The following is a 26,992-nucleotide window of genomic DNA, read 5'->3' on the forward strand; positions in this document are numbered from 1 at the left end:
AGGAAAGCGAGCGAATGAGACCCTTCTGGCTGCAACAGGCCCTGGATTCGGCGCAGGAGGCGGTGTGCCCTCCGCTGCAAGGCGATGCCCGTTGCGATGTATGCATCGTCGGTGGCGGCTACACCGGCCTGTGGACCGCACTGATGCTCAAGGAGGCGGTGCCGGCCCTGGATATCGTGCTGATCGAGGCCGATATCTGCGGCGCCGGTGCCAGTGGCCGCAATGGTGGCTGCGCGTTGTCCTGGTCGGCCAAGTACTTCACCCTCGAGCGCCTGTTCGGGGTGACCGAGGCGGTGCGCCTGGTGCGCGAGTCGGAGCGCAGCATCGGTGAAATCGGCGCGTTCTGCGCGGCCAATGGCATCGATTGCGATTACCGCCTTGACGGCACGCTGTACACCGCCACCAATGCCGCCCAGGTCGGCGCCACCGACGCGGTAATTGCTGCGCTGGAGCACAGGGGGATCAATTCGTTTCGCCGCCTGCCGCTGCAGCAGGTGCAGCGCCTGGCGGGTTCGGCGCGGCACCTGGAAGGCTGGTTTTCGCCGGCCGCGGCCACGGTGCAGCCGGGCAAGCTGGTGCGCGGCTTGCGCCGGGTGGCCTTGCAGCGCGGCGTGCGTATCCATGAGGGCAGCGCCATGACTGGCCTGGAGCACGGCACCCCGGTGCAGGTGCGCACGGCCCATGGCACGGTGCGCGCCGACCGCGTGGTCCTGGGCCTGAATGCCTGGATGGCGCGGGCTTTCCCGCAGTTCGAGCGCAGCGTGGCGATCGTTTCCAGCGACATGGTGATCACCGAGCCGTGTCCCGAGCTGCTGCACCAGATTGGCCTGGACAGCGGCATCAGCGTGCTCGATTCGCGGATTTTCGTGCACTACTACCACAACACCTCCGATGGTCGGCTGATGCTCGGCAAGGGCGGCAATACCTTCGCCTATGGCGGGCGCATGCTGCCGGTGTTCGACCAGCCGTCGCCGTACCGGCCGCTGCTGCGCGAAAGCCTGGGCGGGTTTTTCCCGGCGCTGGCCGAGGTGCCGCTGGCGGCCAGCTGGAACGGGCCGTCCGATCGCTCGGTGACCGGTTTGCCGTTCTTTGGCCGGCTGGACGGGCAGGGCAACGTATTCTACGGCTTTGGTTACTCCGGCAGTGGCGTCGGGCCGTGCCACATGGGTGGGCAGATTCTCTCGTCGCTGGCGCTGGGGCTGGACAACCCGTGGACCCGTTCGCCGTTGGTGAAAGGGCCGCTGGGGCTGTTCCCCCCCGAGCCGATCCGCTACCTGGGCTCGCTGATGGTGCGCAATGCCATCCGCCGCAAGGAGCGGGCCGAGGACCATGGTTTGCGTCCGCGCCGGCTGGATGTGCGGTTGGCGCGGTTTGCCGCGGCGGCAGGCAAGGCGGACAAAGGCTGATGAGATTTCTTGTCGAACACAGGCCAGAGGGCGTATAAACTGCACCCACTTTTGGCCGGTCGCTTCCTGAACCGGCCGCTGAAACAAGAGAGTCGACATGGGCGCACAGTGGAAAGCCAAACATAAAGAAGCCGCGGCCAACGCCAAAGGCAAGATCATGGGCAAGCTGTCCAAAGAGATCCAGATCGCTGCCAAGTCCGGTGCCGACCCGGACATGAACCCGCGCCTGCGCCTGGCCATCGAGCAGGCCAAGAAGGCCTCGATGACCCGCGAGACCCTGGAGCGCGCAATCCGCAAGGGCGCGGGCCTGGACGGCGATGCCGTGCAGTACTCGGCGGTTAGCTACGAAGGCTTCGCCCCGCACCAGGTACCGCTGATCGTCGAGTGCCTGACCGACAACGTCAACCGTACCGTCGCGCAAATCCGCGTGCTGTTCCGCAAGGGCCAGCTGGGTGCCAGCGGTTCGGTGGCCTGGGACTTCAACCACGTCGGCCTGATCGAAGCCACCCCGAATGGCGATGCCGACCCGGAAATGGCGGCCATCGAAGCCGGTGCCCAGGACTTCGAGGAAGGCGACGAAGAGGGTTCGACCCTGTTCATCACCGACACCACCGACCTGGACGCGGTGCAGAAAGCCCTGCCGGAGCATGGCTTTACCGTGACTTCGGCGAAGATCGGCTACACCCCGAAAAACCCGGTGAGCGCGGCCAGCCTGAGTGCTGAAGCATTGGCCGAGGTGGAAGCGTTCCTCGAGGCGATCGACGAGAACGATGATGTGCAGAACGTGTATGTCGGCCTGACTGACTGATCTGCGTATCCGGGGCCGCTTTGCGGCCCTTTCGCGACGCAAGGCCGCTCCCACAGTGGAACGCATACTCCATGTGGGAGCGGCATTGTGTCGCGAAACGAGGGCAAAGCCCTCGCCAGCGGTCTGGAGCCGAACCCCGATGAACCCCACCTTCGCCTCCCTCAGCCTCGCCCACCTGCGCACCCTCGACCACCTGCTGCAGCTGAAGAACCTCAGCCACGCCGCCGAGCGTCTGGGCGTCAGCCAGTCCGCCCTTAGCCGCCAGCTGGCCCACCTGCGCGAAGCCTTTGACGACCCGTTGCTGGTTCGCCAGGGCCGCGGTTACGTGCTAAGCGAACACGCCGAAGCCCTGGTCGAACCCCTGCGCCAGGTTCTCGAAGAACTGCACGCCCTGCGCCAGCCCGCAGTATTCGACCCGGCGCGTTGCGAGCGGCGCTTCTGCCTGGCAGCGTCCGACTATGTGGCCGAGCACATGCTGCCGCTGCTGGTGGCGGCGCTGGAGCGCGAAGCGCCGGGCGTATCGCTGGAGTACCGCACCTGGCAGGCCGGCCAGTACGCCTTGCTGGCCAGCGGTGAGATCGACCTGGCCACCACCTTGTTCGACGAGTCGCCACCCAACCTGCACGGGCGTCTGTTGGGCGAAGACCGCGCGGTGTGCCTGATGCGCCACGACCATCCGCTGGTCGCCCACGGTGCGCTCAGCCAGGCCGACTATCTGGCGCACAAGCATGTGCGTATTTCCGGCGGTGGTGACAAGGACAGCTTCATTGACCGCCATCTGCGCGTCCAGGGCCTGCAACGGCGGGTCAGCCTGGAAGTGCCGTTCTTCTCAGCCACCGTGCAGGTGATCGCCAACAGCCAGGCGCTGGCCACCGTCCCCGAGCATATCGCCCGGCAGCTGTGTCGCCTGCATGACCTGGCCTGGCGGCCGCTGGGTTTCATCGACCACAGCCAGCGCTACTGGGTGGTATGGCACCAGCGCCTGCAGGCCTCGGCCGAGCACCGCTGGTTGCGCAACCGGGTGTTCGAGTTGTGGCGCCAGTCGCAGTTTGGTGTGCAGGGCGGGCATGCGGGTTTGCCATAACAGGTATGCGCGAAGCGGGGTTATTCACTTCGGGATAGGTGCCTAGACTGGGTGCAATGTGTTGTCTGTACCGGCCTCTTCGCGGGTAAACCCGCTCCCACAAGCGATGCCATGCCTGTGGGAGCGGGTTTACCCGCGAAGAGGCCAGTACAGGCAGCGAACAACCCACAGGAGACCCCAGGTGACCCCCGAACAATTCCGCCAGTACGGCCACCAACTGATCGACCTTATCGCCGATTACCGCCAAACCGTTGGCGAGCGCCCGGTCATGGCCCAGGTCGAGCCCGGCTACCTCAAGGCTGCCTTGCCCGCACAGGCCCCTCAGCAAGGCGAACCTTTCGCAGCGATCCTCGACGACGTCAACCAGTTGGTCATGCCCGGCCTGTCCCATTGGCAGCACCCGGACTTCTACGGCTACTTCCCCTCCAACGGCACCCTGTCGTCGGTCCTCGGTGACTTCCTCAGCACCGGCCTTGGCGTATTGGGCCTGTCGTGGCAGTCCAGCCCGGCCCTGAGCGAGCTGGAGGAAACCACCCTCGACTGGCTGCGTCAGTTGCTCGGCCTGTCTGGCCAATGGAGCGGGGTGATCCAGGACACCGCATCCACCAGCACCCTGGTGGCGCTGATCTGTGCGCGCGAACGCGCCAGCGACTACGCACTGGTGCGCGGCGGCCTGCAAGCCCAGGCCAGGCCGCTGATCGTCTATGTCAGTGCCCACGCCCACAGCTCGGTGGACAAGGCAGCACTGCTGGCCGGTTTTGGCCGCGACAACATCCGCCTGATCCCGACCGACGAACGCTACGCCATGCGCCCGCAAGCACTGCAGGCGGCGATCGAGCAGGACCTGGCCGCCGGCAACCAGCCCTGCGCCGTGGTCGCGACCACCGGTACCACCGCCACCACGGCGCTCGACCCGCTGCGCCCGATCGGCGAGATCGCCCAGGCCCATGGCCTGTGGCTGCACGTGGACTCGGCCATGGCCGGCTCGGCGATGATCCTGCCGGAATGCCGCTGGATGTGGGACGGCATCGAGCTGGCCGATTCGCTGGTGGTCAACGCGCACAAGTGGCTGGGCGTAGCCTTCGATTGCTCGATCTACTACGTGCGCGACCCGCAGCACCTGATCCGGGTCATGAGCACCAACCCCAGCTACCTGCAGTCGGCGGTGGATGGCGAGGTGAAGAACCTGCGTGACTGGGGTATCCCGCTGGGCCGCCGGTTCCGGGCGTTGAAGCTGTGGTTCATGCTGCGCAGCGAGGGCGTTGAGGCGTTGCAGGCACGGCTGCGGCGTGACCTGGACAATGCCCAATGGCTGGCCGGGCAGGTTGCGGCGGCTGGGGAGTGGGAGGTACTGGCGCCGGTGCAGTTGCAGACGTTGTGCATTCGCCATCGGCCTGCGGGGCTGGAGGGGGAGGCGCTGGATGCGCATACCAAGGGGTGGGCCGAGCGGCTGAATGCGTCCGGGGATGCCTATGTGACGCCGGCGACGCTGGATGGGCGGTGGATGGTGCGGGTGTCGATTGGCGCGCTGCCGACCGAGCGGGGGGATGTCGAACAGCTCTGGGCGCGCCTGCAGGAAGTGGTCAAGGGCTGAAATTGCCGGGGCCGCGTTGCGGCCCATTCGCGGGCAAGCCCGCTCCTACAGGGACTGCATCGGCCTCAGGCTTGATGCGACCCTGTGGGAGCGGGCTTGCCCGCGAATGGGCTGCAGAGCAGCCCCCTGCAATCGATCAGTGGCTCACTGCCTGAAAGCTACCTTTACGGCTAGCTTCATAGGTGGTCTTGTCCATCGGCTTGGCATCGGGGTTACCCAGGTCTTCCATCGCCAGGCGATGGGTTTCCGGGGCAATGTACGCTGCCAGGGCGCACACGCAGGTGATGAAGAACGCCAGCCCACCAACCACCAGCGGGATGTTGTCCGAGCCGGGCGGAGCAACCAGGGCGAACAGCGCCGGCAGCATGGCGGTCAGCATGGTGCCGATGTTCTGCGCGATGGCCATGGCCGAAACGCGGTAGCGGGTGTGGAACAGCTCTGGGTAGAAGCTGGGGAACACCGCGTTGTAGCCCTGGTACACCATCCCCCACATGACGATCGACGAGGCGAACGCCAGCGGTACGTTCTGGATGCTGATCGCATACAGGTAGAGGAAGGCCAGCAGGCCCGAGCCCAGGCAACCGGCGATCATGGTCGGGCGACGGCCGATCTTGTCGGACAGGTTGCCGACAAACGGAATCACCAGCACCGCAACGATGTTGCCGACTACCGGAATCCACAGGTACACGCTCTTGTCGAAGCCGATGCCATAGGCCGGCTGTACCGCGTAGGCCGCACCGAAGATGGTGGCCACCACCGGGATCACGTTCATCAGCGCCATGAACATCACCAGCACCATGTGCTTCCAGCTGTGGCGGAAGGCCTCGCTGATCGGCGACTTGGCGACTTTGTCCTGCTTCTCTTCCTTCACGAACGCCGGGGTTTCGTGCACTTCCTTACGGATGATGAAGCCGGCAATCAGCACGATGGCGCTCATCAGGAATGGAATGCGCCAGCCCCAGTCGTTGAAGGCTTCGCTGGGCATGAAGTAGGCCAGTGGCAGGAACACGGCCGCCGCCAGCACCTGGCCAGCCTGTACGCCTTGCAGGGTGAAGCTGGCGTAGTAGCCCCGTCGACCGAATGGCGCATGTTCCATGATCATCGAACTGGCACCGGAAATTTCACCGGCCACGGCAAAGCCCTGGATCAGGCGCAGCACCACCAGCAGGGCCGGGGCGAGCAGGCCGATGTCGTGGTAGGTGGGCAGCAGGCCCACGGCCATGGTCGACAGGCCCATCAGGAACATGCACAGCAACAGTACGTTCTTGCGGCCGCGGGTGTCACCCCAGTGGCCCAGCACGAAGGCGCCGAACGGGCGCGCCAGGTAACCCACGCCGTAGGTGGCCAGCGAGGCAATGATGGCCATTTTCGGGTCGGTGTTAGGGAAGAAGATCTGCGGGAAAATCAGCGCAGCGGCCTGGGCGTAGATGAAGAAGTCGTAGTACTCGAGTGCCGAGCCTATCCATCCACTGGCGGTCGCTTTCTTGGCTTGAGAGCTGGAGTGAGCCATCGTTGTCTCCGTTGTTATTGTTGTTAGCGCAGGTTCCGCCGGAGGTTAGCCAAGGCAGGAGGCAGTGGTCGGTGTGCCTGCGTCTGTGGTTCATGTTGACCACGGGCCAGCGGACTGGCAATTCGCTAAAACGGGTATTGTGCGATAATCGAACGCAAAACTAACCATTCCGTACAAAGAGATTGAAGCGACGACTCTACCTGCGAATAATCGATCGTGCCATAAACTGTGACAGTGTTTTTTTACCTGTCTGGCACCGTCTCCCTCTAACAACAAGGAACTCCCGCCATGCAGCGTTCGATCGCTACCGTGTCCTTGAGCGGCACCCTGCCGGAAAAGCTCGAAGCCATCGCCGCCGCCGGTTTTGACGGCGTCGAGATCTTCGAAAACGACCTGCTCTATTACGCTGGCAGCCCGCGCCAGGTGCGGCAGATGTGCGCCGACCTGGGTATTGCCATCACCCTGTTCCAGCCGTTCCGCGACTTTGAAGGCTGCCGCCGCGACCGCCTGCAGAAAAACCTCGACCGCGCCGAGCGCAAATTCGACCTGATGCAGGAACTGGGTACCGACCTGGTGCTGGTGTGCAGCAACGTCCAGGCCGATGCCCTGAGCGAAGAACAGTTGTTGGTCGACGACTTGCGCCTGCTGGCCGAGCACGCCGGCAAACGCGGCCTGCGCATTGGCTACGAAGCCCTGGCCTGGGGCCGCCATGTCAATACCTACCAGCAAGTCTGGAGCCTGGTGCGCCAGGCTGACCACCCGGCCCTCGGGGTGATCCTCGACAGCTTCCACACCTTGTCGCTCAAGGGCGACCCGAGCGCGATCCGCGATATCCCCGGCGACAAGATCTTCTTCGTGCAAATGGCCGATGCGCCGATCCTGGCCATGGATGTGCTGGAGTGGAGCCGTCACTTCCGTTGCTTCCCGGGGCAGGGCGAGATGGACATGGCCGGTTTCCTGGCGCCAATCCTCGCCACCGGCTACAGCGGGCCGCTGTCGCTGGAAATATTCAACGACGGCTTCCGCGCTGCACCGCCCCGGCAGAATGCCGCCGACGGCCTGCGTTCGCTGCTGTACCTCGAGGAGCAGACTCGCCTGCGCCTGGAGCAGGAAGGCACGCCGATCGAACCCGGTGTGCTGTTCACCCCACCGGCGGCCAGTGCCTATGACGGTGTGGAGTTCCTCGAATTCGCGGTCGACGAGGCCGTTGGCGCGCGCCTGGGTAGCTGGCTGAAGCGCCTGGGCTTTGCCGAAGCCGGCAAGCACCGCAGCAAAGCGGTGCAACTGCTGCGCCAGGGCGATATCAACATTGTGCTGAACGCCGAACCCTATTCCTTCGGCCACAACTTCTTCGAGGCCCACGGGCCGTCGCTGTGCGCCACCGCGCTGCGGGTCAAGGACCAGCAAGCTGCCCTGAAGCGTGCCACCGCCTACCGTGGCCAGCCGTTCCGTGGCCTGGTCGGGCCTAACGAGTGTGAAGTGCCGGCGGTACGAGCGCCGGATGGCAGCCTGCTGTACCTGGTGGAGCAGGGCACCGCTGGCCAGACCCTGTACGACACCGACTTCAGCCTGGACAAGAGCGCCACGGCCACCGGCGGCCTGCGCCGCATCGACCACATGGCCCTGGCCCTGCCAGCCGAGTCGCTGGACAGCTGGGTGCTGTTCTACAAGAGCCTGTTCGATTTCGCTGCCGATGACGAAGTGGTGCTGCCGGACCCTTACGGGTTGGTCAAGAGCCGCGCCCTGCGCAGCCAGTGCGGCACCTTGCGCCTGCCGTTGAACATTTCGGAAAACCGCAATACCGCCATCGCCCATGCGCTGTCCAGCTACCGAGGTTCGGGGGTGCACCACATTGCCTTCGATTGCGACGACATCTTCCGCGAAGTGGCGCGGGCCAAACTGGCTGGCGTACCGCTGCTGGAGATCCCGCTGAACTACTACGACGACCTGGCGGCGCGTTTCGATTTCGACGACGAATTCCTCAGCGAACTGGCCTACTACAACGTGCTGTACGACCGCGATGCCCAGGGTGGCGAGCTGTTCCACGTGTACACCGAGCCGTTCGAAGAGCGTTTCTTCTTCGAGATCATCCAGCGCAAGGGGGGGTATGCCGGTTACGGTGCGGCCAACGTCGCGGTGCGCCTGGCGGCCATGGCCAAGGCCCGCAGCGGGGCGGTGCGCAAGCCGGTCCTCTGACCCTGGCGCGGTCCCTGTAGGAGCGGCCTTGTGTCGTGATGGGCCGTTCCTACACCGACCGTGTATGCTTCAAGGGCGCTCGGCCACCAACAGCAGCGACTGCGGCAGCGCACTCTGTGGGTGCTGTGGCTCCTGCAAACCGACCAGCCGCAACCCCGCCATGTCCAGCGCGTTCAGCCAGCTGGCCAGGGTGCGGAAGTACCAAGGCATCACGTGCCAATCCCCGGCGAGCCCGGCAAACGACTCCTCCCGCCAGCCATCCTGGTAATTCCCATCCGCCACACTCCATGGGTGCAGGGTCTGGATCACCAGCGCACCGCCTGGCACCAGCAACGCATTCATCGCCGCCAGCAGCGGGATGATGTCCTGCTGCAACAGGGCGAAGTTGGCACAGACCAGGTCATAGTCCTGGCCAACATAGGCCTGCGCATCGACCAGCTGTGCATAGCTGGCCAGGTGCACCTCGGCGGAACCCGCAGCGCGCGCGGCATCCACCAGCGCCCGGTCACCATCCACACCTACTGCTTCGACACCACGGTCGCCCAGCGCCCGCAACAGCCAGCCTTCACCACAGCCCAGGTCGAGCACGCGTTCGGGTTGGCGACCAAGAATGGCCAGCAGGATGGCCTGATCGGTGACCTGGCGGCGGCTCTCGATGGCGCCACTGCGCACCGCATCGATCCAGGCCTGGGCGTTGTGCTGCCAGCTATCGAGCAAGGTATCTTCAGGGTTGCGCATGGTCATCTCCGTTGTGGTCGATTCCACCAGCGGCCGCCAGAGCGATCAGCTGGCCGCAGCGCGCTGTCGCTTGACCCGGTACATATCGCCATCAGCATGGCGCAGCAGCATGTCGGCGTCGCTGCCGTCCTCGGGGAAACAGGCCACGCCAATGCTGCAGGAAGGCGCGTCGATGCCCGCAAACTCGGCGCCGAGTGGCTCGGCCATGGCTGCCAGGATACGTGCCACCTGCTCGGCAATGGTCTCTGGCGATGCGTAGTCGGTCAGTAGCACGGTGAACTCGTCACCGCCCATTCGGGCTACTGTATCGGTCGCACTCACACAGCCTTCCAGGCGCCGTGCCAAGGTGCACAGCACCCGGTCACCCACGCTGTGCCCATGGTTATCGTTGATGTCCTTGAAGTCATTGATATCGATGAACAGCAACGCCAGCGGGTGGTTGTGGCGCCGGGCCGCGGCAAGGGCGGTGTCAAGCCGCTCGTTGAACATGGCCCGGTTGGCCAGGCGGGTGAGGGGGTCATGGTGGGCCAGGAAGCGCAGTTCGTCCTCGGCCTGGCGTTGGGCGGTGATATCCCGCGCCACACCGATGCGGGCATCGGCCTCGTCGGACCAGCAGGCCGCCCACAGGATATGCACGATACCGCCATCCTTGCGGATGTAGCGGTTGCGGAAGTCGTAATGGGGATGGCCGCTCATCACCCGGACGATCGATGCACGCGTGATCGCCAGGTCGTCAGGGTGCATATAGTCGGTGATCGGGGTGCCGATCAGTTCGCAGGCCTGGTAGCCCAGCAGCGCCTCGCAGGCATCGCTGACGAAAACGATCTGGTTGTCCCTGTCGACCACGAACACCGTGTCCAGCATCAGGTGGATCAGCCTGGGGTATAACGCTTGCAGGTCGACGGGCATAGGTCAGGGCGTCCGCGGCGGGGTCACCGATCATAGCCTGAAATGGAACAAAATGCGGTAGGCGCCGCTGTGGGAGCGGGCCGATAGTCAGTTGCTCACCACCAGTTCCGGTCCAAGGTAATCGTTGATCTGCTGGATATCGTCATCCCCCAGGCTACCCACCGACGACGCCAGGCGCAGCCGCGACATCAGGTAGTTCAGCTTCGCCTCGAACAGGTCGTGACGGGCGTCATACAGCAACTCTTCGGCATTGAGCACATCGGAGTTGGTGCTGGTGCCGCCTTCCTTGAAGCCCTTGCGGGCCGAAAGCAGCGAGCGTTCGTTGGACGCCACAGCCTTTTCCAGCGCCTGAATGCGCAAGGCGCCACTCTGCACGCCGCGGTACTCGCGAGTGGTGCCGGAAATCACTTCCTGGCGCGTGGCGTCCAGTTCATCCAGGGCCTTGGAACTGTTGGCACTGGCCTGGCGGGTGAGGGCACTGGTACCGCCACCGCTGTACAGCGGAATGTTCAGCTCCAGCCCGATCGAGCTGTAGTGGTTGCGCTGGTTCAGTTCGGAAATCGACTGGCTGCTGCCAGCGGTATAGCCCGCCACGAAATCCAGGGTCGGCCAGTGCCCGGCGCGGGCGCGCTTCACTTCTTCTTCGGCCAGCTCGTAGCTGTGCCGGCGCGCATGAATCAACGGGCTGTCGGCCTGGGCCTTGACCAGCCAGTCCTGCAGGTTGCCCGGTATCAGGGGCGGTGTGTTGAAGCCTGGCTGCAAGGTGGTCAGCGACTGCGGGGTTTCACCGATGTATTCCTCCAGCTTGCGGCGGGCGTTGACCAGGTTGTCCTGGGCCTCGATCAGGTCAGCCTCGGCCAGGTCGCGGCGGGCCACCGACTCGTCGATGTCGGTGATGGTGCCGGCACCCAGCTCCATGCGCCGCTTCGCCGACGCCAGCTGCTCTTCGAAGGCATTCAGCTTGGCCTTGGCCAGGGTGATGGTTTCGCTGGCCAGCAGCACGTCGAAGTAAGCGTCGGCCAGGCGCACCGCAGCGTCCTGGCTCTTGGCGTCGAACACTGCCACGCTGTAGTCGGCACGTTGCTGGCCCTGACGGTATTCGGCCATCTTCTGCTTGTTGAACAGCGGTTGGCGCAAACGCACGTTGGCGCCCTTGGAGTCATAGTCCAGGTCGCTGTCCCGGCCACTCTGCCGCTGGCTGCCATTGACCTTGTTGAAGTAGCCAGCCGCGTTGATCTGCGGTAGCAGGCCGGCCTGGCCGATGGCGCGGTTCTCGCTGCCGGCTTCTTTCTCGTGCACCGCGGCGCGGTAGATCGGGCCCTGGTACTGCAGCAGGTCCCAGGCTTGTTTCAGGTCCATGGCACTGGTCTGTGCGGACAACCCCAACAGGCAAAGCATCAGGCACCGGTGATTCATTCACTGCTCCTTGAACGAGGCGTCCACGCGTTCGAGCATCGGTTTTAGCAGGTAGCTTAGCAGGTTGCGCTCGCCGGTCTTGATGGTGACGGTGGCCGGCATGCCGGGGCGGATGTGATTGCTGCCCAGCAGGCCCATGCCGTCCTGCGTCACCTCAACCTGGGCCAGGTAGTACGGCTGTTTGCTTTCTTCGTCCATCAGGCGGTCGGCGGAGATGGTCTTGACCCGCCCTGGGATGTTCGGCGTCTTCGCATGGTTGAAGGCCGGGAAGGCGAGGTCCACGTCCAGGCCCGGGACCATCTTGTCGATGGCCTGTACCGGGATCATCGCGTCGACCTGCAGCGGCTGGTCGAGCGGAACCACCTCCATGATCTTGACCCCAGGCTGGATGATGCCGCCGACCGTGGCAATGCTCAGGGCCTGGACCATGCCGTCGATCGGCGAGCGGATCACCGTGTGGGTCACTTCGTAGTCCAGCGCGCGCAGGCGGTCGGCCAGGGTGGTGTTCTCCTTGGCGGTATCGGTCAGTTGCGACTCCACTTCCTTGAGGTAGTCGTGCTGGCGTTGCAGCATGCGCAGCTTGATCTCGGTGGCCTGGCTGCGCGTGCGGGCAATGTTGTTGAGGTTTTCCGCCTGGCCGGCGGACAGGTCGGCATTGTTGCGCTCCAGCTCCAGCAGGCGGTTGCGCGGCACGTAGCCTTCGGCGGCCAGCACGCGGGTGCCTTGCAGTTCCTGGTTGAGGAAGCCAATCTGCGAGGCACGGGCGCCGTACACCTGCTGCAGGCCCTTGAGCTGTACCGCAGTGGCGGCGAGGTTTTCCTCGAGGATGCTCAGTTCACCGGCAAGGCCCGCGCGGCGGGTGTCCAGCAGGCGTTGTTGCAGGTCCATGGCTGCCAGCAGGCGCGGGTCGTTGCCGTAGTGCTTGAGCAGGGCTGGGTCGAAGGTGACCGTGTCGCGGCCATCGCGCTCGGCTTCCAGGCGGTTTTCCACGGTCTTGCTGACGATGTACTGGGCACTGACTGCGCCCTGTTCGGCCACTGCGCGCAGGGCGTCGAGGCGTACCACCTCCTGGCCTTGCTTCACCATATCGCCTTCGCGCACCAGGATTGCCTCGACCGTGCCGCCGGTCAGGTGCTGTACGGCCTTGCGGTTGCTGGTGACCTTGACCGTGCCGGTAGCGACCACCCCGGCATCCAGTGGCGCCAGGCACGACCACAGCAGGAAGCCGCCAAAGCCGGCGATGACCATCCATACGCCCCAGCGTGCCGGCCGGCCCATGTCCAGGTCGATCCCGTTGCGGGCCTCGGCGGGAATCAATTCGGTGTGTTGGGTCATCTGCATGATCGATCACTCCCGTGCTTTTACCGAAGCCAGCGGCGCAGCGGTTGCCGCCGGGATCACGCTGGCCTTGCGCAGCGCCGCGAACACTTCGTCGCGGCTGCCGAGCATGTGTACAGCGCCGTCACGCAGCATCAGCACCTTGTCGACCGCACACAGCACATTGGGCCGGTGGGAAATCAGGATTACCGTGGCACCGCGTGCCTTGAGTTCGGCCAGCGCATCGACCAGGGCCTTTTCGCCAACGTCATCGAGGTTGGCGTTGGGCTCGTCCAGCACTACCAGGTTCGGCTCGCCATACAGCGCACGGGCCAGGGCAATGCGTTGCTTCTGGCCACCGGACAGCGGGCTGCCGTCGGCGGCCAGACGAGTGTCGTAGCCCTGCGGGAAGCGCAGGATCATGTCGTGCACGCCGCTGCTGCGGGCAGCGCGGATCACCGCCTCGCTGTCCACTTCTGCGAAGCGTGCGATGTTCTCGGCGATGGTGCCCTCGAACAACTCCACGTCCTGCGGCAGGTAGCCGATCCACGGCCCCAGTTCGGCTTTGTTCCAGGTGAAGATATCGGCACCGTCCAGGCGCACCTTGCCGGCCTGGGTCGGCCACACGCCTACCAGCAGGCGGGCGAGGGTGGACTTGCCGGAGGCCGAAGGGCCGATGATGCCCAGGCTTTCACCCGGGACCAGGCTGAAGCTGACGCCGCGCACGATGTTGTTGCTGGTGCCGGGGGCGCCGGCGATCACGTTTTCCACGGCCAGCATGCCCAGTGGCCGCTGTAGCGACATGCTCGGTGGCCGCTGCGGGTAGTCGTGCAGCAGGTCGTTGAGCCGGCCCCAGGCGGAACGGCAGCCCAGCAGTTGCTTCCACGCGGCGATCACCTGCTCTACCGGGGCCAGGGCGCGGCCGGTGAGGATCGAGCAGGCGATCATCATGCCGGGGGTGATCTTGCCTTCGATTGCCAACAGTGCGCCGGCGCCAAGGATTACCGACTGCAAGGTAATGCGCACGAAGCGCCCGGTGCTGCTGATCAGCGCGGCGCGGTCGGAGGCCAGGGTCTGCATCTGCAGGATGCGCAAGTGGCCCTGGTACCAGCGCTTGCCGATCGCCGGCAGCATGCCCATGGCTTCGATCACTTCGGCGTTGCGCAGGTTGTTGTTGGCGTAGCTGGCCGACGACATGGCCGCCTGGTTGGCTTCGGCCAAGGGTTTTTGCGTGGCCTTTTCGGTGAGGTAGGCCAGGCCCACCAGAATCAGCGAGCCGATCAGCGTGACCAGCCCCAGCAGTGGGTGGATCAGGTAGCTGACCAGCAGGTAGATCGGCGTCCAGGGGGCATCGAAGAAGGCGAACAGGCCGTTGCCGGTCAGAAACTGCCGCACCTGCGCGAGGTCCTGCAGGGCCTGGGCCGGGTTGCCGCCGGCGCGGCTCAGGTTGCGCTCGAAGGCGGCGCTGAAGATGCGTCGGTTGAGGTCCATGTCGAGGAAGTTGCCTACCCGGATCAGCACGCGGGTGCGGACCATCTCCAGGGCTGACATCAGCATGAACAAACCGATCACCAGCAGGGTGAGCATGCTCAGGGTGGTGACGTTGCGGCTGACAAGAGCGCGGTCGTACACCTGCAACATATAAATTGCTGGCGTCAACATCATGACGTTTATGACACCGCTGAAGGCGGCCAAGGCAAAAAAGCTACGGCGCAGGCGGAACAGCACGTCGGCCAGCTCGGAACGAGTGCGTGGTGGCTTGTGCATCGGGGCCTCCCTTTTATCGCAAATCGGGAAGCCCTTGCGGCGCCCCGTACAGCGGTAGTCGTGGCTTCTGGCTGGCTCGCAGGCGGATCGCTCTTATGGCGAATGGTCCAAAACGCTGCGTAGCTCCCACATGCTGGAGCGTAGGTTGCAGCGACATGGACGGTAATATCGTTTCGCTCTATCGGGTCTTTGAAGTTTTCATAAGTGCCAATAAAACAGCTATTTGCAACGCATTATCATCGCGTGGTGTTTTTTTCGACGAAATATTGACAAGCTTTTCGCCTGCGACTTTAGTCTGATGTATTCGGACCCTGTGCGAGCTGGGGTCGATGCATGTGCGTTACAGCTGTATCGCATGCTTAACAACGCCCCCGGACAGTGGGTGCCGGCTTGCGAATGAGAAGGCCAGTGGGGCCGGCACAAGCGTGTTGTGCGCCCTGCGCCTGGAACACAGAACCAGTATCTGCGCACGTCAATACTGACTGGGCGCGGGAAGGACCCTGTTGCCCTGTGTCATCTCCCGACAGATCGAGGGCAATTTGAAATGGCCAATTTCAGCAAGTCGGACCTTGAATTCATCCTGCAACAGATTTTCATCGCCGAAGCCCACGCCGATGGCGCGAACCTGATCGACCTGCTGCCCAACAGCCAGGTACCGTTCGGTTTGCGCACCGTGGACGGCAGCTACAACAACCTGGTGACCGGGCAGAGTGAATTCGGTGCCTCCGACAACTCGTTCCTGCGCCTGCTCAGCCCCTCCTTCAGCGGCGATTATGCGGGCACCGGCACGGTCACCGATTCGCAACCACGCACCATCAGCAACCTGATAGTCGATCAGACGGCGAACAACCCGGCTGCGGTGGAGGCCAATGGCGGTGCTGCTCCGGTGATCAGCCCCGGCATCGATGGGGTGTTCGGAACCGCTGACGACACGCAAGTGTTCTTCATCCCCAACGTTTCGCCCGACGTCGGCCTGACCGCCGGCTTCAACGCCTGGATGACCTTCTTCGGCCAGTTCTTCGACCACGGTCTGGATCTGGTCACCAAGAGCAGCACCGACTTTGTGTTCATTCCGCTGCAGCCGGACGACCCGCTGTTCGACCCCAACAGCCCGACCAACTTCATGGTGCTGCCGCGCGCCGTGCGTACCGCTGGCGCCGATGGCGTGGTGGGCACCGCCGACGATGGTCAGACCAACACCACTTCGCCGTTCGTCGACCAGAGCCAGACCTACAGCTCGCACCCCTCGCACCAGGTGTTCCTGCGTGAATACACGCTCAACGCCGCAGGCGACCCGGTAGCCACCGGACGGCTGATCACCAACCGTGACCTGGGCCCCGATGGCCGCTTTGGCACCGCTGACGATGGCAGTGGCGAAAGCGGTGGCATGGCCACCTGGGCAGTGGTCAAGGCCCAGGCCCGCGACCTGCTCGGCATCAACCTGACCGACGCCGACGTGCACAGCGTGCCACTGCTGGCCACCGACCCCTACGGCAACTTCGTGCGCGGGCCCAACGGCATGCCGCAGGTGGTGATGCGCGTGAGCAATGGTGCCGACGGCATCGCCGGTACCGCCGACGACGTCACCACGCTGGTCGAAGGCAACCGCGACGCGCCCATCAGCCTGGCCAATGCCGTGAGCAGCGGGCATGGCTTCCTTGACGACATCGCCCACAACGCCGCGCCGGTGATCGTGAATGGTGTGCTGCAGGCCGACGCCGATACTGCCGTCGGTAACGCGCAGCCGGTGGGGCCAGGTGGCAACAACCTTACCTACGACAACGAACTGCTCGACGCCCACTACATTGCAGGCGACGGCCGGGTCAACGAGAACATCGGCCTGACCGCCGTGCACCACGTTTTCCATTCCGAGCACAACCGCCTGGTGCAGCAGACCAAGGACACCCTGCTGGCCTCCGGTGACCTGGCGTTCCTCAACCAGTGGCTGATCGATGATGTCGCTGCCATCCCCACCACGCCCGCTGAAATCGCCGCGCTGGTATGGGACGGCGAGCGGCTGTTCCAGGCCGCCAAGTTCGGCACCGAAATGCAGTATCAGCACCTGGTGTTCGAAGAGTTCGCCCGCACCATCCAGCCGCAGATCGACGAGTTCCTGGCCCCCAATGGCTACGACACCTCGATCAACCCGGCCATCCTCGCCGAGTTCGCCCACGTGGTGTATCGGTTCGGCCACTCGATGCTGACCGAAACCGTCGACCGCTTCGACCCGGCGTTCAACCCGGTGTCAGCCGACCCGAACAACCCCGATCAGCAGCTTGGCCTGATCGCCGCCTTCCTCAACCCGCTGGCATTCGCCGGCAGTGGCGCAACCGCTGATGAAGCGGCCGGCGCGATCATCCGCGGCGTCACCCGCCAGCTGGGCAACGAAATCGACGAGTTCGTCACCGAAGCCCTGCGCAACAACCTGCTTGGCCTGCCGCTCGACCTGCCGGCGCTGAACATCGCCCGTGGCCGCGACACCGGCATCCCCACCCTGAATGAGGCACGCCGCGAGTTCTATGCTGCAACCGGCGACAGCCAGCTCAAGCCGTACATCAGCTGGGTCGATTTCGGCGACCACCTCAAGCACCCGGCGTCTCTGATCAACTTCATCGCCGCCTACGGCACCCACGCCAGCATCACCGGGGCAACCACCCTGGCCGATAAACGCGCCGCGGCCGTGGCGCTGGTGCTTGGCGGTGCCGGCGCGCCAGCGGACCGCCTGGACTTCCTCAACGGTACCGGTGCCTATGCCAACGTGACATTGGCCGGCGCGGACGGTATCGCCGGCACCGCCGACGATATCAGTGGGGTGACCGTTACCGGCGTCGATGACATCGACTTCTGGGTCGGTGGCCTGGCCGAGAAGAAAATGCCATTCGGCGGCATGCTCGGTTCCAGCTTCAACTTCGTCTTCGAAACCCAGCTGGAAGCCCTGCAGAACGGCGACCGGTTCTACTACCTGTCGCGTACCGCGGGCATGAACTTCGGCACCGAACTGGAGAACAACTCCTTCGCCAAGCTGATCATGGCCAACTCGGATGTGACTCACCTGTCCAACACTGTGTTCCTCACCCCAACCTTCACGCTCGAGGTGAACCAGGCCAACCAGTTCACCGGGCTGGGCGCCGATGGCCGGGCCGACCCGACCGGCGGGATCATGATCAACGGCGTGGAGATCGTACCGCTGGTGATCCGCGACAATCCCGATACCGTGGGCAGCGACACCAACTACCTGCACTACACCGGTGAAGACCATGTGGTACTGGGCGGCACCTCCGGCAACGACATCATCATCTCCGGCGAAGGCGACGATACTGTCTACGGCGACGCCGGTAACGACACGCTTGAAGGTGGCGCCGGTAACGATGCGGTACTGGGTGGCGCAGGTGACGACATCATCACCGACTCGTTCGGTGACAACCGTCTGGAAGGCAACGACGGCAACGACGTGATCGTCGCCGGCAGCATGCTGGCGGCCGGCAACCTGATCCTGGGTGGCAACGGCCAGGACTTCATCGTCACCACCGAAGACATCACCACCACCTTTGGCGGCCAGGGTGATGACTTCATCCTCGGCGCCAAGACCAACCTGCCACCTACCGGCAACGAGGGTGACGACTGGATCGAGAAGGGCACCCAGGACGGTGCGCCCGGCGACAACTTTGCGCCGCTGCTGGGTGATGAAGTGGTCGGCAACGACATCTTCGTCGGTGGCGGTGGCTTCGACGAAATGATCGGGGAGGGCGGCGACGACATCTTCGTCGGAAGTGACGCCCAGGACAAGATGGACGGCATGTCCGGTTTCGACTGGGTTACCAACAAGAATGACCAGGTTGGCGTCACCGTCGACCTGACCCTGGCCGCGCTGGCTCAGCCCCATGGCAACGCACCGAACCAGAACGCTGGCGTGTTCAACCCGGTCGGCGCCTCGCCGGCTTCCATCCTCGACCGCTTTGCCGAGGTCGAGGGCGTGTCCGGTTCGAACTTCGCCGACGTGCTCAAGGGCGACAACGTCGATGCCGTGACCATTGTCAACCATGGCGGTGCCACCGGCAGCGCCTTGACCAACGTCGCGTTGATCCGCGGCTTGCAACAGTTCCTGGCCGATGCCGGGTTGCCGACCACTGGCTTTGCCACCGGCAACATCATGCTCGGCGGCAATGGCAGCGACCTGATCGAAGGTCGCGGCGGCGATGACCTGATCGACGGCGACAAATGGCTCAACGTGCGCATCGCGGTGTATGCCGCCGATGACGTCAATCATACCGGCCCTGAAATCGCCAGCTTCGACAGCATGGTCGACATGATTCCGTTCATGCTCGACCGTACCTACAACCCTGGCCAGCTCAAGGCCGTGCGGGAAATCCTGCCCGGCACCTCGACGGGGGGCGCGGCGTTCGACACGGCTGTGTTCTCGGGGATTCAGAGCGAATACACGGTGACGCAGAACACCAAAGGTACGCTCGACACTTCCGATGATGTCTGGACGGTGACCGACAACGTGGCTGGCCGCGACGGCGTCGATACCCTGCTGCATATCGAGCGCTTGCAGTTCGCCGACAGCCAGCGGGTGCTGGTTGAGGGGCTGAATGCGCAGCCTACCGGCAGCCCGGCCATTACTGACGGCAACGGCGGTGCGATTACCGTGGGCGATGTCCTTACGGTAAACGTCGCCGGTGTGTTGGATGCCGACAACATCAGCGCCGGTAACCCGCAGGGTACGCTCGCCGACCGTTCGGTGTCGTACTACTGGCAGTTCGAGGCCACCCCGGGCAGTGGTGTGTTCGAGGACATCATCCTGCTGCCAGCCGGCGACCTGGCGTTCCAGAGCGCCGACGGCACCACATTCAAGGTGTCGCCAGACCTGGCCGGGCTAGCCCTGCGGGTCAAGGCGATCTACCAGGACGCCCACGGCACTACCGAAGTGCTGTTCTCCCAGCCCACCGCCGTGGTGCAGCCGGGCGCGCCTGTGGTAGTGACACCGGCCACGCCGGTGGTGGATGCCACTGCAGGCGGTGCCGGTCTGCACATGGTGCGCTCCGACCTCAACTTCATCCTCGACCAGATCAAGATCGCCGAGGCTGACGCCAACGGGGCAGACATCCTTTCGTTGCTGCCGAACATCCGTGCGCCGCTGGGCCTGCGGGCGGTGGATGGCTCGAACAACAACCTGATGAACCTCAATGGCATCAACAACACCGAGTTCGGTGCCAGCGACAATGTCTTCCCGCGCTTGACCGATCCGGTGTTCAACCCGGCCGAAGGTGCGCCTGCGGGCTTCTTCGGCCCTGGCTCGCCGGCCATTCCGGGCTCGTCGTACCAGCAGACCAGCGGCCCGGTGTTCGACTCGCAGCCGCGCACCATCAGCAACCTGGTCGTCGACCAGACCTCCAACAACCCGGCGGCCTATGCCACCGCGTATGATCCGGGTGCCGACGGCGTGCTCAACTTCGGCGCCGTTGGCAACGACGACGTGCTCAAGGACGGTGTGCGCATCGTCGCCAGCCCGGGCCTGGACGGCCAGTTCGGTACCGCTGACGACCACGACGTCTACCTGTTCGAGAACACCGCTGCCGATGCTGGTCTGTCCGCGCCGTTCAACGCCTGGATGACCTTCTTCGGGCAGTTCTTCGACCACGGCCTGGACCTGGTGACCAAGGGCGGTTCGGGTACCATCTACATCCCGCTGCAGCCGGATGACCCGCTGTACGTGGAGGGTGGTTTCACCAACTTCATGGTGGTGACCCGGGCCACCAATCTGCCTGGCGCGGACGGCGTGCTTGGCACGGCCGACGATATTCACGAGCATACCAACACCACCACCCCGTTCGTGGACCAGAACCAGACCTACAGCTCGCATCCTTCGCATCAGGTGTTCCTGCGCGCCTACGTGCTGACCGACGACGGGCCGGTCGCCACCGGCCGATTGATCACCAATCGGGACCTGGGTGCCGACGGCAAGTACGGTACCGCTGACGACACTGAAATCGGTGGCATGGCGACCTGGAAGGTGGTCAAGGCCCAGGCCCGCGATGTGCTCGGCATCAACCTCACCGATGCCGACGTCGACAACGTGCCGCTGCTGGCCACTGACGCCTATGGCAACTTCATCAAGGGGCCCAATGGCTATCCGATGGTGATCATGAAAGGCCTCGACGGCATTGCCGGCACGGCCGACGACCAGCAGGTCGAAGGCAACCCGGCCGCGCCACTGGACCTGACCAACGCGGTGCGCACCGGTCATCAGTTCCTTGCCGACATCGCCCACAATGCCGTGCCGGTATTCAGCGCTGGGGTACTGGCGCCGGATGCCGATAGCGTTGCGGGCAATGCCGTGCCGGTGAACCCGCAGACCGGTGCCAACCTGGCCTACGACAACGAGCTGCTCGATGCTCACTACATCGCCGGCGACGGCCGGGTCAACGAGAACATCGGCCTGACCGCCGTGCATGCGATATTCCACTCCGAGCACAACCGGCTGGTGGCACAGACCAAGGACACCGTGCTCGACTCGGGTGATCTGGCCTTCATCAACGAGTGGCTGCTCAACCCGCTGACCGCGCTGCCGGCCAATCAGGCCGAGATCGACGCGCTGGTGTGGAATGGCGAGCGTTTGTTCCAGGCGGCCAAGTTCGGTACCGAGATGCAGTACCAGCATTTGGTGTTCGAGGAGTTCGCCCGCACCGTGCAACCGCGGGTCGACCTGTTCTTCGCTCCGACCCAGGTGTATGACGTCGACCTCGATGCGTCGATCGTGGCCGAGTTCGCCCACACCGTGTACCGCTTCGGCCACTCGATGCTGACCGAGACTGTCGACCGCTTCAACGTCGACTTCACTGTCATCGGCGACCCGAACAGTGCCAACCCCGACCAGCAACTGGGCCTGATCGCGGCGTTCCTCAACCCGCTGGCGTATGCCGCCAGTGGCGTTACCCCCGAGGATGCCACCAGCGCTATCGTGCGCGGGGTCACCCGCCAGGCCGGTAACGAAATCGACGAGTTCGTCACCGAGGCGCTGCGCAACAACCTGCTCGGCCTGCCGCTGGACCTGCCGGCGATCAACATCGCCCGTGGCCGCGACGTCGGCATCCCTTCGCTGAACGCTGTGCGCCGCGACATCTACGCGCAAACCGGCGATACCCAGCTCAAGCCGTACACCAGCTGGGTCGACCTGGTGCAGCACCTGAAGCATCCGGAGTCGCTGATCAACTTCATCGCCGCCTACGGCACTCACAGCACCATCACCGGCGCCACCACGTTGCTGGAAAAACGCGCGGCGGCCATGGCCTTGGTGTTCGGCGGTGACGGTGCGCCAGCCGATCGCCTGGACTTCCTCAACAGCACCGGCGCCTACGCCAACGTCACCCTGCCTGGCAAGGATGGCGTGCTCGGCACCGCCGATGACCTGAGGGCGGTTACCGTGACCGGGGTCGATGCCATCGACCTGTGGATCGGCGGCCTGGCTGAAGCGAAAACCCCGTTCGGTGGCATGCTTGGCACTACCTTCAACTTCGTGTTCGAGAACCAGATGGAGAAACTGCAGGATGGCGACCGCTTCTACTACCTGGAGCGCACCGCTGGCCTGTCGATGAACGCCGAGCTGGAAAGCAACTCGTTCGCCAAGCTGATCATGGCCAACACCTCGGCCACCCACCTGCCGGGCCTGGTGTTCTCCGACCCGGGCTTCTACCTGGAAGTAGACCAGAGCAAGCAGTTCAACGAAGGCCTGGGCAGCGCCGACCCACTGGGCGAAAATGGCGAGCAGGTGGTGTTCCGCGACAGCCCGCTGACGGCAGGCCCGGACACCAACTACATCCGCTATGCCGGTGCCGAGCACATCGTGCTGGGCGGCACTGATGGTGATGACATCCTGGTGTCCAGCGAGGGTGACGACACGGTCTGGGGCGATGGTGGCAACGACCGCATCGAGGGTGGCGACGGCAACGACCAACTGCGTGGTGGTACCGGCGACGACATCATCAGCGACATGGGTGGTGACGACAATATCCAGGGCGGCGACGGCAACGATGTGCTGCACGGCGGTAATGGCATCAACCTGATTATCGGTGGTTTCGGCAACGACTTCATCGTCACCGGTGAGGACGCTTCCGAGGCCATTGGCGGCCAGGGCAATGACTTTATCCTGGGCAGCAAGGCCAACGAGCAGGACATGGGTAACGAAGGCGACGACTGGATCGAGAAGGGCACCTCGGACGGTGCGCCTGGCGACAACTTCGACCCGCTCGGCAACGACCCGGTCATTGGTCACGACGTGTTCATCGGTGGCAACGAGAACGACAAGTTCAACGGTGAAGGCGGCGACGACATCATGGTCGGCAGCCTGGGCTTCGGTGACCGCTACATCGGTGGCTCCGGTTACGACTGGGCAACCTTCAAGGACCTGGCCCAGGGCGTGACCATCGACTACAGTGACCGCTTCTTCGATGTGCCGCCGGTACCTGGCTCGGGTGCGTCTGCGCTGGTGCGCTTCGACATCATGGAAGGCCTGTCGGGCTCGGCCCATGGCGACTTCCTGCGCGGTGACAACGAAAACGCCGCCAGCCTGCCGACCAATGGCGCCACGGGCAGCGTGTTGACCAACATCAGCCTGATCGACGGCCTGGCCGGCCTGCTGGCTGCCGGGGCGACGTTCTACGATGGTGGCAACATCATCCTCGGCGGCAGTGGCAGCGACCTGATCGAAGGCCGTGGCGGTGACGATATCCTCGACGGTGACAAGTGGCTGAACGTGCGCATCAGCGTGCGCGCCAACAGCGACGGCACCGGCCCGGAAATCGCCAGCTACGACAGCATGGAGCCGATGGTGCCGCTGATGCTCAATGGCACCTACAACCCGGGCCAGCTGGTGATCATCCGCGAAATCCTCAACGGCACCGACAGCTACGACACGGCGGTGTTCTCGGGGGTGTCCACCGACTACAGCGTGGTGGTCGATGGCAACTCGGTGATCGTCACCGACCTGGTGGCCGGGCGTGATGGTGTCGACCACCTGACCGGTATCGAGCGCCTGCAGTTCTCCGACAGCTCGCAGGCTTCCGGCGTGGGCACTGCCGTCAACGCCGGCCCAACGGGCCACCTGGCGATCCTCGACGCTGCCACTGGTCTGCGTAACGACACATCGGTCAGCGGCCAGCTGCTGCGGGTGAGCAACGTGGCGGTGCACGATGCCGACAACGTCGGCGCAGGCAATGCCAGCGGTGCCGTCAACGGCCCGATTGCCTACTACTGGCAGGTCGAGCGCCTGCCGGGCTCGGGGGTGTACGAAGACATCACCTTCGTCGCCGCCGGCGAGGTCTCGCGGGCGATCGGCAGCACCTACCGGGTGACCGATGATGTAGCGGGCCTGAACATCCGCGTACGCGGGGTGTACCAGGACACCAAGGGCACGCTGGAAATCGTCGATTCGTCGCCGAACAGCGCACCGACCGCCGGGCCGACCGTGACCGGGTTGCTGGTGCAGAACCAAACCCTCACCGCCAACACGGCAACCATCGTCGATGCCGACGGGCTGAGCAACCCGCAGTTCACCTTCCAGTGGCAGTCCAACCGGGGCCTGGGCTGGGTCAATATTGCCGGTGCCATCAGCAGCACCTTTGTCCTCACCCAGGAGCAGGTGGGGCAGAACATGCGGGTGTTGGTGAGCTACGTGGATGACGTCGGCGTACATGAAAGCATCGCCTCCGACATCCTCGATCCGGTGGCCAACGTCAACGATGCGCCCACCGGTGCCGTGCTGATCAGCGACACCACGCCAGATCAGGGGCAGACACTGACGGCACTCACTGGCGGTATTGCCGATCTGGACGGGCTGGGTGCGTTCAGCTTCCAGTGGCAGCAAGGTAGCGGTACGACGTTTACTGACATTGCCGGTGCAACTACGGCTACCTTCACCCCAGGTCCGTCGCAGGGGCACTTCCAACTGCGCGTGCTGGTGCGTTACACCGATGGCTTCGGCGCCCTGGAAACGGTGACCTCTGCACCGACGGCGGAGGTGCCTGCGGTGCCAGGCGTGACGCTGGTGGGTACAACCGCAGCAGATACTCTGACCGGCACAGTGGGTGACGACGTTCTGCTTGGTCTGGCTGGTAACGACACGCTCATTGGCTTGACCGGGTTCGATCAGTTATTCGGTGGCGATGGCGACGACACGCTCGATGGCGGAGAGGGTAACGATACCCTCGACGGCGGTGCAGGCAACGACGTGCTCAATGGTGGGCTGGGTGCAGATGCGATGACGGGCGGTACCGGCAACGACACTTTTGTCATCGACAACGCGGGTGACACAATCAGCGAGGCGGCTGGCGGGGGCTCGGACCAGGTGCAGACCAACCTGGCAAGCTACACCCTGGGCGCTAACCTGGAGAACCTGAGCTTTACTGGCACCGGCAACTTCATCGGAGTGGGTAATCCTCTGGCCAATACCATCGTCGGTGGTGCCGGAAACGACTTCCTCAACGGTGGTGCAGGTATCGACCAGCTGGTGGGTGGTGCCGGTAACGACAGTTATGTAGTCGACAATGCCGCTGATGTGCCCGTGGAACAGGCAGGCGGTGGTACTGACCTGGTGCGGACGACGCTGGCCAACTGGACGCTGGGTAACAACCTGGAGAACCTGAGGTACTTTGGCGTCGCCAACTTCACCGGTACCGGTAATGCCCTGGACAACGTCATCACCGGCGGTTCAGGTAATGACATCCTAACCGGCAACGCCGGTAACGACACACTCGACGGTGGGCTCGGCACGGACACCATGATCGGCGGAGCTGGTGATGACACCTTTGTCGTCGACAACGCCGCAGACGTCGTCGTCGAGGTGTTGGGCGGAGGTTCCGATCTGGTGCGCACCAGCCTGACGAGCTACACCCTCGCGGCTAATCTGGAGAGCCTGAGCTTTACCGGTACTGGCAACTTCACAGGCGTAGGTAATGGCCTGGCCAATACCATCGTCGGCGCGGCCGGAAACGACTTCCTCAACGGCGGCGCGGGTATCGACCTGTTGGTGGGCGGTGCCGGGAACGACAGCTATGTGGTCGATAATGCCGGGGACGTGCTCGTGGAACAGGCAGGGGCTGGTACCGATCTGGTGCGTACGACGCTGACCAGCTGGACGCTGGGCAATAACCTGGAGAATCTGGCCTACTTTGGTGCCGCCAACTTCGTCGGTACCGGTAACGGCCTGAACAACGTCATTATCGGCGGCTCGGGCAATGATGTCCTGAACGGTGGGGCAGGCTCAGATGCCATGGCAGGTGGTGCCGGGAACGACACCTATGTCGTCGACAACGTGGGTGACACCGTCACCGAGGCGGCTGGCGGCGGTACGGACCAGGTGCAGACCAGCCTGGCCAGCTACACCCTAGGCGCCAACGTGGAGAACTTGAGCTTTACCGGCACTGGCAACTTCTCAGGTGTAGGTAATGGCTTGGCCAACACCATCGTCGGCGGCGCCGGAAGCGACTTCCTCAATGGTGGTTCGGGTATCGACCAGATGGTGGGCGGCGCCGGCAACGACAGCTATGTAGTAGACAATGCCGGGGACGTGCTTGTGGAACAGGCCGGTGGTGGTACTGACCTGGTGCGCACCACGCTGACCAGTTGGACGCTGGGCAACAACCTGGAGAACTTGAGGTACTTCGGTGCCGCCAACTTCACCGGTACCGGTAATGCCCTGAACAACGTCATCACCGGTGGCTCAGGTAATGACACCCTAACCGGTGGTGCGGGTAACGACCAACTACTGGGTGGCATTGGCAACGATACCCTGGACGCAGGTGACGACAACGACAGTCTCGACGGTGGTCTCGGCGACGATATCCTGAACGGTGGGGCGGGTAGCGACACGCTGTTCGGCGATGATGGCAACGACATCCTGTCGGGCGGCAGTGGCAATGACTTCATCAACGGTGCGGCTGGCAACGACACGGTAAACGGCGGCGCGGGTGATGACACCATGATGGCTACTGATGGCAATGATGTCTTCCAGTTCGCCGCCGGCTTCGGCAATGACCTGATCATCAACTTCGATAGCGATGCGACGGGTGGGCAGGACCTGCTGGATATCACTGCCTTCAACATCACCGCGGCCACCTTTGCCGCCAACGTTACCATCGCCGATGACGGCGCGGATACGCTGGTCAGCATCGGTGCTACCGACTCCATCCGCCTTGTGGGGGTGGCGGATGCAACCACTGTGACTGCAGCGGACTTCAACCTGGTAGGTTGA

At 64.1% G+C, this 26,992-nt stretch carries 12 protein-coding genes; 6 read left to right on the top strand and 6 right to left on the bottom strand.

Going from position 1 to position 26,992, the window contains the following annotated elements:
* The first annotated feature begins 14 nt into the window (after positions 1-14).
* The 4 genes from ACIQYU_RS10305 (at position 15) to ACIQYU_RS10320 (ending at position 4,892) form a co-directional block, all read left to right on the top strand.
* Positions 15-1,406, top strand: a complete 1,392-nt coding sequence (locus ACIQYU_RS10305; RefSeq protein WP_233687993.1) for an FAD-dependent oxidoreductase — start codon at positions 15-17, stop codon at positions 1,404-1,406.
* A gap of 97 nt (positions 1,407-1,503) precedes the next feature.
* The gene (locus tag ACIQYU_RS10310) at positions 1,504-2,214 is read left to right on the top strand and encodes a YebC/PmpR family DNA-binding transcriptional regulator (RefSeq protein WP_013972055.1); all 711 of its coding nucleotides are present in this window, start codon (positions 1,504-1,506) and stop codon (positions 2,212-2,214) included.
* A 139-nt stretch (positions 2,215-2,353) separates the two neighbouring features.
* On the top strand, positions 2,354-3,298 hold the full coding sequence (locus ACIQYU_RS10315; RefSeq protein WP_207836233.1) for a LysR family transcriptional regulator: 945 nt from the start codon (positions 2,354-2,356) through the stop codon (positions 3,296-3,298).
* 181 nt (positions 3,299-3,479) lie between these two features.
* Positions 3,480-4,892 carry a DOPA decarboxylase gene (locus tag ACIQYU_RS10320; protein ID WP_402799432.1) on the top strand — a complete coding sequence of 471 codons (1,413 nt, stop codon included), beginning with the start codon at positions 3,480-3,482 and terminating at the stop codon, positions 4,890-4,892.
* A gap of 136 nt (positions 4,893-5,028) precedes the next feature.
* Here ACIQYU_RS10320 and ACIQYU_RS10325 read toward each other — a convergent pair whose 3' ends face one another.
* The gene (locus ACIQYU_RS10325; protein ID WP_063913742.1) at positions 5,029-6,402 is read right to left on the bottom strand and encodes an MFS transporter; all 1,374 of its coding nucleotides are present in this window, start codon (positions 6,400-6,402) and stop codon (positions 5,029-5,031) included.
* Positions 6,403-6,690: 288 nt separating this feature from the next.
* Between ACIQYU_RS10325 and quiC the strand changes: the two genes are divergently transcribed.
* Positions 6,691-8,598 carry a 3-dehydroshikimate dehydratase QuiC gene (gene quiC / locus ACIQYU_RS10330; RefSeq protein WP_402799435.1) on the top strand — a complete coding sequence of 636 codons (1,908 nt, stop codon included), beginning with the start codon at positions 6,691-6,693 and terminating at the stop codon, positions 8,596-8,598.
* Positions 8,599-8,667: 69 nt separating this feature from the next.
* Here quiC and ACIQYU_RS10335 read toward each other — a convergent pair whose 3' ends face one another.
* From ACIQYU_RS10335 to ACIQYU_RS10355, 5 genes are all read right to left on the bottom strand, one after another.
* Positions 8,668-9,336 (bottom strand): bifunctional 2-polyprenyl-6-hydroxyphenol methylase/3-demethylubiquinol 3-O-methyltransferase UbiG, encoded by a 669-nt coding sequence (locus tag ACIQYU_RS10335; protein ID WP_207836211.1) that lies wholly within the window; start codon positions 9,334-9,336, stop codon positions 8,668-8,670.
* Between the two features lie 45 nt (positions 9,337-9,381).
* Complete coding sequence (locus ACIQYU_RS10340; RefSeq protein WP_207836207.1) at positions 9,382-10,245, bottom strand: sensor domain-containing diguanylate cyclase; 864 nt, start codon at positions 10,243-10,245, stop codon at positions 9,382-9,384.
* 87 nt (positions 10,246-10,332) lie between these two features.
* Positions 10,333-11,661, bottom strand: coding sequence for a TolC family outer membrane protein (locus ACIQYU_RS10345; RefSeq protein WP_207836204.1), 1,329 nt, complete (start codon positions 11,659-11,661; stop codon positions 10,333-10,335).
* Complete coding sequence (locus tag ACIQYU_RS10350; RefSeq protein WP_233687991.1) at positions 11,662-13,002, bottom strand: HlyD family type I secretion periplasmic adaptor subunit; 1,341 nt, start codon at positions 13,000-13,002, stop codon at positions 11,662-11,664.
* A gap of 6 nt (positions 13,003-13,008) precedes the next feature.
* Positions 13,009-14,745, bottom strand: a complete 1,737-nt coding sequence (locus ACIQYU_RS10355) for a type I secretion system permease/ATPase (protein ID WP_207836200.1) — start codon at positions 14,743-14,745, stop codon at positions 13,009-13,011.
* A gap of 544 nt (positions 14,746-15,289) precedes the next feature.
* Between ACIQYU_RS10355 and ACIQYU_RS10360 the strand changes: the two genes are divergently transcribed.
* Positions 15,290-26,992 (top strand): peroxidase family protein, encoded by an 11,703-nt coding sequence (locus ACIQYU_RS10360; RefSeq protein ID WP_233687990.1) that lies wholly within the window; start codon positions 15,290-15,292, stop codon positions 26,990-26,992.

Origin of the sequence: Pseudomonas sp. NPDC096925, from assembly GCF_044762545.1 — a bacterium.
Lineage (GTDB): Bacteria > Pseudomonadota > Gammaproteobacteria > Pseudomonadales > Pseudomonadaceae > Aquipseudomonas.